Source organism: Maribacter aquimarinus (genome assembly GCF_047345505.1).
Taxonomy (GTDB): domain Bacteria; phylum Bacteroidota; class Bacteroidia; order Flavobacteriales; family Flavobacteriaceae; genus Maribacter.
In genome coordinates, this window is sequence record NZ_JBLFEO010000040.1 from 23,088 (window position 1) to 34,557 (window position 11,470).

Below are 11,470 nucleotides of genomic sequence, written 5' to 3' on the forward strand. Positions count from 1 at the left end.
CCATAGTGTACAAACATTGCGTGCCAAATGGCAATGGTGCGCAAGGGGAATATGTCGTTGTCCCCCTTGGATAATGCCCATAAAGGCTTTGGTTAAGGTTAGGGTCGTTTTTGAGGTGAGCCAAGGGCTCATACCATTTCCCAATTGAAGATGAGCCGATAAATGGTTTCTTTTTACGCCCCTCTTCAAAATAAAAATAAGCCGTTGCTGGACTGTGCCCGATCGTTCTTTTTAGCGGGCCAAAAAATCAGTTCAATCGCTTTGGCAGAATTTTAAAAGAGAACTGGTATTACGGTTTTTATGCCATCGAACGGCAAGGCGGATTCGATGGCAAAGGAGGTGAGGTTTATCTTGTGGCAAGGCTCATTGATTGGGGAATACAGGCCCCGCAAAATACCTGGGGGTTAAAAAAGCCCCCGTTGCGTTTTGTGCAGATTTAAATTTCGGACAAGATCAAAAAAGTATTGGTATCCCCAAACACCATTAATTTATCCAAAAGTTTTTGAAGACATATCTGGTTTTTTACCACCACCTTAAGGTGAATGTTTTGGTTCCCTGTGATGCGATGGGCCTCTGTAACTTCCGGAAATTGGCTCACCTTTTCAATGACACTTTTCAATTGCCCAGGAAAAACTTTGAGCAGAATAAAGGCTTCGAGGTCATAGCCAAGCATTTTGTTGTTCCTCTGGACACTGTATTTTAGGATAACTCCCAGCTCCTCCATTTTTTGGACCCTTTCGCGCACGGCAGAAGGTGATAGGTTTATTTTACGGGCCAAGTCTGCAAAAGAGATGCGGGCATTGGTTTCCAGCTCTGTCAAAATTCGTGAATCAATAGGGTCTAACATATAGATAGGGTTTAAACGTCCGCAAGGTGATCTGCCCAAATCTGAACAGACCAACCAATAACCGCTCCAAGTTTTTGGTGCCTGGCCAATGGCAGTGGTTCCGCTGGGTTGGCCATCATTTTTGGGATCCAAGGGTCCTGCTCTTTTGGAAAGCTCCCATCCATTGTGCCGTTTGCAAGCATTTCAATTTACGTGATGCTACCCGTATGGCGAACTTTAAAGCGTTTGTCAAATACAGACCAACAAGCGTAATACACGGTTTTGAATTGGATTTCTTGGATGGCCACAAAACGTACCAGGATTTAAAGGTACAACATGCTACATTAAAATCTTCCCCCTGGCAAAAAGAATAAGAGTCCCCTTTTGCTTTTAGGGGTAAGGTGCGTGGCTCGGATACAGACGGCATTGTTCCTTACCGGTGTTCCGGAAGAAATGCTTTCTGTTGCACAATGGACAGTTCGGGTTGGGCCCATTGGTTTGTTTTTTGCTTGCCATGCACCAAGGCCCAATAGGGTTTTTGTTTGTGTCCTCTTTTTTGGGAAGTTTAGGATTTATGGTATAGTGTGCAAAAAACCAACAATGCCGTTGAATCTTTGGATAAGTATTAAAAAAAAGATGTTTTTCACTGAAATTTTATTTTAAACCATAATTTTCCTTTTCCGGTTTTGTGCTAATTCCTCTAATTTTGATATGGAAGGCTTAATGGTGATGCCCCCGATATTGGGACTGGTATCGCTTTTATGCTGAGATAGATCAAATGGGCTGCTCGGTTTTGGTATGGGAATGCCCTACATAACCAAACTCAACGGCTCTTGATACATTTATGGAGCCATTTTGGACAATGATCTGGTAAGGCCAGGCTTAATTGCAACAGCTTGATCAATGGAGGGCCTTTTACGGGGATATGCTATGACTGGCACCCTTTCTGTGAAGGTTGGAAAAATTCAAAAATACGCGGCACCTACAAATAGTGCATTCTAACAAGGACCAAAAAACACTGCCCAAGGCAGTATATGGAAATGAACATTAAGAACCTGACAGATATGAACACAAAACACCGCTTCGTTTATACCATTTTGACCACCCTGATGTTATGTGGCCATGTGAATGCCATCGCTTCTGGTGCAACCAAGCCCCTTGAACGTGCCGAAAAGGTATGGTACGGTACGGAGAGGGTGTTTGTTCCATTGCATATGTTTCACGGCCAAGATGGGGAACAGCAAGATGTCACGGGCACGGTCACTGATGAAGATGGAGTGCCCTTATTCGGTGTGAGCATCATAATTGAGGGCACCCAGCGGGGGGTGTCAACCAATTTTGATGGTGCATACAGCATCTCGGCAAAATCCGGTGATGTGCTGAGGTTCTCTTTTCTGGGTTTTGAAGACGCAACGGTCACCGTGGATGAAAGCACCACCTATAATGTCGTTATGAAAAGCTCAAGTTTTGAGTTGGCCGGGGTAGATGTGGTATCCACCGGATATCAAAAAATAAGCAAGGAGCGAGCCACAGGTTCCATCGCAACCATCAACACCGATGTACTGGAACGAAAGATCGATCAGAACATTATCTCCAAAATTGTGGGAGAGGCCCCTGGGGTGCAGTTTGATCCCTTTATACAAGAGAAGAACAGTATAGGATTGGTCATTAGGGGAAGAAGTTCCATAAATGCCACCACAGAACCCCTGGTGGTGGTTGACGGTTTTGCCATTCCCGGAGGTTTCAGCACCATAAATCCAAATGATGTGGAAACCATTACCATTCTTAAGGATGCCGCTGCCACTTCCATTTGGGGCATACGTGCCGCAAACGGGGTCATTGTAATCACGACCAAAAAAGGGACCGATAAGGAAAAACTGTCCGTAAACCTTACCATTAACTCGGCCGTGACCTTAAAGCGGGACATTTTCAGTGCGCCTTTTGCGGATCCCAGCACTCAAGTGGACTACCAGTTGGAACTTTTTAAGTTTGGTGAGTTCTCTCAAGGCCGCAGTCTGTTTGGGGGCGAACTGGACCAATTCTCCCTCTTCCAGACCAATGCCGTGCGGGAAACCATGTTGCGTCTTCAAAGGGGGGACATAAACATTGCAACGGCAGATGCCAGGATCAATGCCCTTAGAAACAATGACGGTAGGGAGGAATATTCCAGAATGTTCATGAGACAGCGTACTTGGAACCAGTATAATCTGGGAATTTCCGCCGGGGGCGAGAGGTACAACATCAATTCATCCCTCGTGTACAATGAGAACCAAGGTGAAATTGTGAATGACCGATCGGATCAGTTCATTTTGAACGTGACCGCGAATTATAAGTTGACGGATAAACTACAGGCAAGATTTTCGACCAACATGACCCATACCAAGGACCAAAACGGTATTGGAACCGGGCCGGTGGACTACCTTTCCAGCTATCCCATATTTGAGCGGATCGTGGATGACAATGGAAACTACCTCCCCATGTTTGGCGGGGTAAACATTGAAAGTTCCCAATTGGCGCAGCGCAGGGGCTATCCCTACCCTTGGACGTTTAACCTGAAACAAGAATCGGACAACAACGAAGATACCTCCACCAACATGGACATAAGGATCCAGACCGGATTGAACTATCAAATTATGAAAGGGCTCAACGTGGATCTTAGCTACCAATACCTGTACAATACCAACCTGGGCAGGGAGCTGTTCAATGAGAACACTTTTTTCACCAGAAATCAAGTCAATTTTTTCTCTCAGGTAGATGAAAATGGCCAGGTGGTGGAGACACCGGTACCCGTTGGCTCTATTCTGGACACGGACTCCCGGAGTTCATTGGACAACACCTTTAGGGCCCAATTGAACTATGACAAAAGCTTGGATGAAGGTAGGCACAGCATCAATGCCATTGCCGGGTACGAGGTGCGTAAACAAGTTACGGAATTTAACAGTGATCGCAAGTTCGGGTATGATGATCAATCCTTGATTTTTAACCAACCCAATTTCAACACCCGTTACGGAAGCCCCATTTTTGACGGTCAGAACTTAATATCTCCCGGATCCAATGTCATCTTCAATGAAAACAGGTTTTTGTCCTATTATGGCAATGCCGCTTATAGCTATGATAGCAGGTACACCATTTCGGGCAGCATGCGTTTGGATGATACCAACCTGTTTGGAGCCTCTGAGCAGTTTAGGAACATTCCCCTCTTTTCCGTGGGCCTAAAGTGGAACTTGACCAATGAAGACTTTTTTAATTCAGGATTTTTTCAAAACCTTAACCTTAGGGGAACCTATGGTTCTGGAGGAAATGTGGATCGGAACACTTCCCCGTTCTTGGTGGCAAGACAAGGTAGGGATCAAGGAAGTTTTCTTAACAATTACCTTACCATTTCCAATCCGCCAAATCCGACCCTGCGCCTTGAAAAAACCAAAATCTTGAACTTGGGCATTGATTTTTCCATGGCCAACGGCAGAATTTTTGGCAACGTGGAGTACTATGACCGGCAAAGTGAAGATCTCTTGGCCCGACGGAACATAAGTCCCACACTGGGCCTTTCCTCTTCTTTTTTGAATGTGGCAGAACTCTACAACAGGGGTTTTGACATAGACCTGGGCGCCATACTCGTGAACAAGGGAGATTTTAGGTACGATATAAGAATCCTGTACAGCCAAAATGAGAACAAGATCACCCGGGTGGATGAAAGCAATCCCGGAGAGATCTTTTTGTTCACCCAAACAGATGCCAATGCCTTTGTGGTCGGGGAGCCGGTAGATACATTTTACAGTTTTAGGTACGCCGGCCTGGATAGGCAGGGAAATCCCTCGTTCTTCAATGAAAACAATGAAATTGTAGAGGTGGGCGGTGATATCGGCGCCGTGGAGGCCCTAAAAAATGAGGGGTCAAGATCACCCAACAGAACGGGCTCCTTGACCAATACCATTACTTATAAAAACTTTTCCTTAAGGATGCTGGCAACCTACTCTGGAGGAAATAGGTTCAGGTTTGGGCAAAACTATGATCCTCGGTTTTTCCCCAATAATGTGGGCAGCGATTTTGTGAGCAGATGGCAAAGACCCGGTGATGAATTGCTCACGGATGTGCCAAGGGTGACCTCCCCACAAGAAACCTCAACGCCCCTGTACCTTTACTTGGATGAATCTGACAGAAATACCGATGACGCCACCAACATACGTCTTCAACAAATTAACTTTACCTATCAATTCCCGAAAGACCTGGTGGAGAAATTATCCATGAGAAGTTTTAGTATTGGCCTACAGGCCGATAACGTAAAAGTCTGGAATTTCAATAAATGGGATGTGGACCCCTTTAGCCCGCTCTTACCCATACCCCCCACATTTACGCTTAACCTAACAACAACATTTTAATGAAAGGAAATATGAGAACTTCTGCATACATAGGCCTTATAATGACATTTTTGTTGATCGGGTGTACACGGGAAAATTTCTTGGAATTTGAGCCCAAGGGGCAAGTGATCCCCACCAAGATTGAAGATTTCCGGGCGCTTATGGATCAAGTGGAGCCCGATCCCAACGTGAATTTTACGCAAGGGGTGGGAGGCCATCACGACTTCAATATCCTTGCCAGTGACAACTACCTGCTCTCGGAGGAAGTGGTGACCAGTTTTGGCATTAGTCCAGAGCAGATAAATGTGTATCTCTTTAGAGACCAGATCACCACTGAAAATGGTGAGGACAACACCTGGATTCGGTACTACAACCTCATTTATGTTTCCAATGTGGTGTTGCAGGGCCTTGACCAGATCACGGATGGTAGCCCCGAAGAAATTGCCGAGCTTAGGGCAGATGCCTTGATCCAGAGGGCGTTTGCCTATTTTAATTTGGTGAACATTTACAGTGTGCACTATGACCCGGCCACGGCGAGCACAGATCTGGGCGTGCCCATAAGAGAGGGAATTCAACTAGAGGGACTGGACTTAAGCCGGGCCTCGGTGGAAGCTGTCTATGATCTGATACTGTCAGATATACGTGGGAATATTGCGGCCCTACCGGATACACAGCCCCCCAATTTGAGCTTTAGGCCCTCCAAAGCGGGTGCCTACGCCTTTCTTGCGCGGGTCTTGCTCTACCAAGGCAAATTCGAGGAGGCGCTCGAGGCCGTGAACAACGGGTTGGCCATAAACAATTCCCTTAGGGACCTCAATCAGGACCAAGCTGACCCCAGAGACCCGGGCGTGCTGGTGTTTCCTTTGGCAGTGGAAGATCCCCAATTGCTATGGTTTAAGGATTCAGGGGGGTTTACCGTGGTCGCAGACCCGGAATTCTACGCCCTCTATGAGGAGACGGACCTAAGGAAAAGATGGTTTGCAGATGCACGCACCTATTTTTTTGCCGAGATAGACGATCCCGTGCTTGTGGCCCATAGAACCAATGACAATCCCAATGTTTCCTTTACCACGGCAGACCTCTACCTGATGCGGGCAGAGTGCAATGCCAGATTGGGGAACATACAGGAGGCCAATGAAGCTTTGAACGCCCTAAGGGAAAAACGGTTTGAAACCGGTACTTATGTACCGCTGCAGCTTACTGACCAAGCGGAACTTTTGGCTTTTGTAAAGGATGAGATCAGGAGGGAAAAAGCGATGGGCACCCTCAGGACTTTTGATATTAAGCGCTATAACCGGTTCGATCAAGAAAAGATTACGGTAACGCGTTCCTTTAGGGGAGAAACGGTCACCATGGCCCCGAACAGCCTTAACTGGGCGTTTCCCATCGCCCAGAACTATATCAACGCCAATCCGGAAATAGAACAGAACCCAAGAGACTAGGGAACACGACAAATAAACAAATTCATAGTTATGAAAACAGTATTCAGAATAATGGTCTTGGCAGTTGTTTTGTCCGTTTGTTTTTCCTGTGATGATACGGAAGATATCAATTCAGGGGTTACGGTGAACACGGAGGACTTTACCATTACGGCACCCCTTGTGGTAAGGGAACTGGACACCCTTGGATTTTTAAGGGGAAGCTCCAGTGAGGGCGAGGTCACTTTTTCCTTGATTTCCCAAACGCCCCGTAACAGTGTTAAACTTGGCACAAGGTTTGGGGAAATCATAGCCTCGAACCCTGAAGTCTTCAATTCTGGAAGTACGGATGAGGTTCGCTTGCAGGTATCGGTTAAAAAACAGAAAACCGAAAAAATCAGCAACGTCCTTATCCTAAGAAATCTAAATGACCCCGATGGCGATGGAGTGGAGAACAACGCGGACAATGCCCCCAACGATCCTTGCTTGCCCGTGCAGGATGTCTCCTATACGGGTTTTAACCCGTTCAATGCCCTATGGCGCGCTGCGGATTGTGATGCCGATGGCAGCTCCAATCTCGATGAGTTCAATGCGGGGACCAATCCGTATGTGGATGAGTCCTTGATAGGGGATGCAGATGGAGACGGCGTCCGGGACGATGAGGACGAAGCGCCCAACGATCCCTGCCTGCCAGAGCAGTTCCAGGGCTATGAGGGCTTTAACCAAGACAATGAGGTTTGGGCCTTGGCAGACTGTGACGGGGATGGCATTTCCAATATGGATGAGGTGGCCAACGGAGATTCTCCCTATCCACAGCCCGATTTGCCCTGTAATGAAATTCTCAATTTTGAATTGGAAAATTTTGAACGCGAACTGAGAACAGTGGACAGTAACAATGGTGAAGGCGTTACCATTGGGGTGATCGGTGATGATTGTGGCACCTTTATTTTCACCGGGGGAAGTATCTTTAACCAAGGTTGTTTCAATGAAGATGTTCAGATTCCCTTCTTTTTCCAGCCCAGCGCACCGGGCTCTTCCAACGGAACGGTAACGGTGGCCGCCACCACTTACTCTTGTCTCTCCGAAGATGGCACAACCTCTTTCGGTTTCACCGTGGAGGGCTTTGGGACATATAGCGGAAGTGCCAGTACCGTGGAACTTACCTATACCATCACCACCGAAGAAGGAGAGGCCATACCGGGCACCTTGATCATAAGACCTTTGGAATAGGGCTGTCCATCTTTTAAATCACTCAAACGAGAAAAAATAAAAACAAAGAATATGAACAATTTGCCCAAACTAGGTGTACTGCTGCTGGCGGCCGCCTTCCTGTTTATACTGAATACTTCGTGTGAAGAGGACCCTGTCCTTTTCTTGAGCGAAGCCCAAGATACGGACGGCGATGGTGTGGAGGATAGATCAGATGAAGCGCCCAACGATCCCTGCCTCCCAGCGCAACAAATGGCATATACCGGATTTGACGTGTTCAACAAGACATGGGCCGGGTCTGACTGTGACGGGGACGGTGTTTCCAATGGTGCCGAGTTCGAGGATAAAAGGAGAAATCCCTACCTGGACGAGAACATGCAGGACGAAGATGGGGATGGTGTGGCAGACTTTGTGGACCCAGAGCCCAATGACCCCTGTGTTCCCGTGCAGGAACCGGGCTACCTGGGCTTTAATTCAGATAGTCAGGTTTGGGGCGATGCAGATTGCGATGGAGACCTTGTTTTAAATTTTCAAGAGGTGATCAATGGAACCGACCCTTATTTGGCCTGTAACCTTAATTTTGATCCAACATTCTTTTTGGGAGAACTTAGAACCATAGATTCATTTAATGGTGAAGGCATTACCATCGGTGAGATAGGTGCTGCCTGCGGTGAGTACGTGTTCCTGGGGGGGGGCATCTTTAACCAAGGCTGTTTTAACGAAGATGTGGCCATCCCATTCTTGCTTACCCCCAATGCGCCCGATGCCACGGAGGGGACGGTTACCGTTGCCCCCGTGACATACAGCTGCTTGTCCGAAGACGGTACCGAAACCACGCAGTTCACAGTGGCCGGAAGCGGAAACTACCAAGGGGAACTGGGCAGAATAGAACTGAATTACACCATGACCACTCCAGACGGGGACATTACCGGCACGCTGAACATAAGGAGTTTGGACGATTCCGGTGATGACGATGGCGACGGTGGCGATTGTGATTTGAATGCTTTTGACGGGGAGTACAATACCGTAATCACCATCAACGGAAACGAAGACTTTGGGAACGGTATCTTGACCCAACAGACGGATGGCTGTAACGATTTTGTCCTTTCTGGAGATTTTTTAAACCTGGGTTGTGGCAACGATTTTGCAATTAATGTATTTCTAGGTGCGGAAGAAGATGGGAGCGAGGTGATCATTGATGAAACCCAGTTTACCTGTACTTTGGAAAGCGGGGAGAACCTTGTCTATACTTTTAGCGGCTTTGGCGAATATTCCCTGGCGGAAGGCTTCTTTCAACTAACGGAATTTACTTTGACAGATGCCGATGGAAATAGCTCCAATGGAGAAATCTTCTTTGAATCTTCCGGCGGTGGCGATGAGGGCGGGGACTGTGCCCAAAATACCTTGGAAGGGGATTACAGCACCATTGTGAACACGGATGGAACAGAACGCTTTGGAACTGCCGTGTTCAATGCAGGGGAAGGGTGTGGGGATTTTGTCCTTGCTGGCGATTTTCTTAACCTGGGTTGTGAAAACAATCTTGAAATACCGGTGTTCCTTGGGGCTGAGGAAGATGGTTCGGAGATTATTATTGAAGGGGCCACGTTCACCTGTACCGCAAATGGAACGGAAACGGAATATACGTTCAACGCCTTTGGCAGCTATTCCCTGGCAGAAGGATTTCTGGAACTCTCGGAATTTACATTAACGGATGCCAGCGGCAACCAAACCAACGGAACGGTATTCTTTGAAGGCCTTTAGTATGATTTATAAAAACAACACTTTAAAACACTGGGGACAGACCATTAGGGCTGTGCTGCTCTTTGTTGTCCTGATCGGTGTTAGCTGTAAGGAAGCTCCCAAAAATGGTGGCACGGTGGCCGCCAAGGAGGCTCTTAAAGTTGCGGACCAAGAATCTGAACAAACGGGCACGCCCCTGTATAGGACTTCAATTACAGCCACGGACATAGATTTTATCAGAGCATCAGATACAGATGCGTTTAAGAGCTTGGCCTATGTGGAACAAGGTGCCAGGGAAATGCCCGGGAGTGAGAGCGGGGAACTTATGGATCCCGGTACGTTTGTCTTTCAGGTCAATTTTAAGGAAGGCAAGGACATCGAGATTTGGGCCCACAGTGCTTTTGGCACCATAAATGCTGCTAAAGTGTATGCGGACAAGCTGGGTGGTAGGCTGGGTAAGTTACCGCTGTACATGCGGAATAAACTCTCGCACGTGGTGCTGCACAAAGGCGATTCCAATGCCTTCGCCGAAGACGCCGGTGGTTTCTTTGTGCTGTATTCTGAAAATATGGATGAACGCATCAGCACCAACGACCTGGAAGAAACCGTTTTTCATGAAGCGGTACACGTGGCCTTTGATCTGGCCCATGCAAAAAGCAAGGAATGGAAAGAAGCACAAAAGAATGATGGGGTGTTTATCACGGAATACGCCCAAAGCAGGCCCGAAAAGGAAGACTTGGCCGAGTCCGCAATTTTTGTCTACACCAAGTTGACCCATCCGGGACGCTTGGATGACAAAGTGGTGCAATGGATGGAAACCAACATCCCGAACAGATTGGTTTATATTGAGGATTTATTTGAAAAAACGAATAAAAAATAAGGATGATGAGAAATATGTTATTAACGGTTGGGGCCATACTTATAATGTTGGGTACCGCTTGTAGCAGCGCCGATGGCCCTGTGGTCAGGGATTTTGAGGAGGAATCAGAAGAAGGGATGGATCCGAACGTGCCCGGAGACGGGAATCCAGACCCGGTTGATCCGGGAGAACCCACTCCAGGTTTTTTAAGGATAGCGGTAGTGCACCATATCTCCAGAAATGACGATGGGGGAAATCCAGCCGTGGATGAGGAGCGTATCACAAAGATCATGGGAGACATTAACAGAAACTTTGAACCCGCCAAAATAGAGTTCTACACCAAGGCCATCTCCTTTGTGGACAATTCCCAGTGGAATGAGCAGTTCGTGAAACAAGATGATTTTATAGATAGGACGGTCTTGGCGCCTTTTGAGGATGAGAAGGCACTGAACATGTTTTACTTTTTTGAAATTGGGAATAGGCAAAACGGAGAAATAACGGGAACTTTGGGAGCTACGGCTTTGTTTCCGGATCAGGGCAATAACCTTAAACTGAGTGCTTCCGCCACCGAGCTTGAAAACACCGCGACCCCTACCCATGAAATAGGGCACTATTTGGGGCTCTACCATACCGACGATGATTTTATGGACGAAAATGGAAATATTGAGTTAGTTGACGGGTCCAATTGTGAGGTGGCAGGCGATAAGATTTGCGACACGCCTGCCTCCCCGGACCTAAATGACGACAATATTGCGGAGCCCACCTGCGATTACGTGGGCACTGAAACCGATGCCAATGGGGACCGATACAATCCGGACACGCTAAATTTTATGACGCAGTGGGCAGGTTCCGATACGGATGGTAATCTATGCAGAAGGCGCTTCTCGCCACAGCAGATGGAAAAAATGGTCTCGGTGATTCAAAACGAACGTTCTTATTTAATTCATCTTAAAAATCCACCTGCTTTGCAGGTGGTCATGTTCTGAGGGCTATGCCTATTTTTGTTGTATGGGTAAATATAGGAAACTCAGCCATGTTGTCTACAAATGTGATTATCACA

7 protein-coding genes are annotated in these 11,470 nt (G+C 47.2%); 6 read left to right on the forward strand and 1 reads right to left on the reverse strand.

The window, feature by feature from the left end:
• Positions 1–436: 436 nt before the first annotated feature.
• Positions 437–847 carry an Lrp/AsnC family transcriptional regulator gene (locus ACKWCC_RS18380; RefSeq protein WP_413997438.1) on the reverse strand — a complete coding sequence of 137 codons (411 nt, stop codon included), beginning with the start codon at positions 845–847 and terminating at the stop codon, positions 437–439.
• A 1,043-nt stretch (positions 848–1,890) separates the two neighbouring features.
• On the opposite strand from ACKWCC_RS18380, the gene ACKWCC_RS18385 reads away from it, so the two are divergent.
• From ACKWCC_RS18385 to ACKWCC_RS18410, 6 genes are read left to right on the forward strand one after another with little or no spacing between them, the layout of a single operon-like run.
• Entirely contained in the window at positions 1,891–5,205 is a 3,315-nt protein-coding gene (locus tag ACKWCC_RS18385) for a SusC/RagA family TonB-linked outer membrane protein (RefSeq protein ID WP_413997439.1), read from the forward strand.
• Between the two features lie 11 nt (positions 5,206–5,216).
• The gene (locus ACKWCC_RS18390) at positions 5,217–6,626 is read left to right on the forward strand and encodes a RagB/SusD family nutrient uptake outer membrane protein (protein WP_413997440.1); all 1,410 of its coding nucleotides are present in this window, start codon (positions 5,217–5,219) and stop codon (positions 6,624–6,626) included.
• 30 nt (positions 6,627–6,656) lie between these two features.
• Positions 6,657–7,832 carry a CREC-EF hand family protein gene (locus ACKWCC_RS18395; RefSeq protein WP_413997441.1) on the forward strand — a complete coding sequence of 392 codons (1,176 nt, stop codon included), beginning with the start codon at positions 6,657–6,659 and terminating at the stop codon, positions 7,830–7,832.
• 51 nt (positions 7,833–7,883) lie between these two features.
• On the forward strand, positions 7,884–9,572 hold the full coding sequence (locus ACKWCC_RS18400; protein ID WP_413997442.1) for a hypothetical protein: 1,689 nt from the start codon (positions 7,884–7,886) through the stop codon (positions 9,570–9,572).
• A 1-nt stretch (position 9,573) separates the two neighbouring features.
• Positions 9,574–10,431, forward strand: a complete 858-nt coding sequence (locus ACKWCC_RS18405) for a hypothetical protein (protein ID WP_413997443.1) — start codon at positions 9,574–9,576, stop codon at positions 10,429–10,431.
• Between the two features lie 5 nt (positions 10,432–10,436).
• The gene (locus ACKWCC_RS18410) at positions 10,437–11,396 is read left to right on the forward strand and encodes a M43 family zinc metalloprotease (RefSeq protein WP_413997444.1); all 960 of its coding nucleotides are present in this window, start codon (positions 10,437–10,439) and stop codon (positions 11,394–11,396) included.
• Positions 11,397–11,470: the final 74 nt, after the last annotated feature.

Bases quoted from the DNA above. Each gene is read 5' to 3' on its own strand.
- ACKWCC_RS18380 (WP_413997438.1), bottom strand. From the start codon at position 847: ATGTTAGACCCTATTGATTCACGAATTTTGACAGAGCTGGAAACCAAT.
- ACKWCC_RS18385 (WP_413997439.1), top strand. From the start codon at position 1,891: ATGAACACAAAACACCGCTTCGTTTATACCATTTTGACCACCCTGATG.
- ACKWCC_RS18390 (WP_413997440.1), top strand. From the start codon at position 5,217: ATGAGAACTTCTGCATACATAGGCCTTATAATGACATTTTTGTTGATC.
- ACKWCC_RS18395 (WP_413997441.1), top strand. From the start codon at position 6,657: ATGAAAACAGTATTCAGAATAATGGTCTTGGCAGTTGTTTTGTCCGTT.
- ACKWCC_RS18400 (WP_413997442.1), top strand. From the start codon at position 7,884: ATGAACAATTTGCCCAAACTAGGTGTACTGCTGCTGGCGGCCGCCTTC.
- ACKWCC_RS18405 (WP_413997443.1), top strand. From the start codon at position 9,574: ATGATTTATAAAAACAACACTTTAAAACACTGGGGACAGACCATTAGG.
- ACKWCC_RS18410 (WP_413997444.1), top strand. From the start codon at position 10,437: ATGAGAAATATGTTATTAACGGTTGGGGCCATACTTATAATGTTGGGT.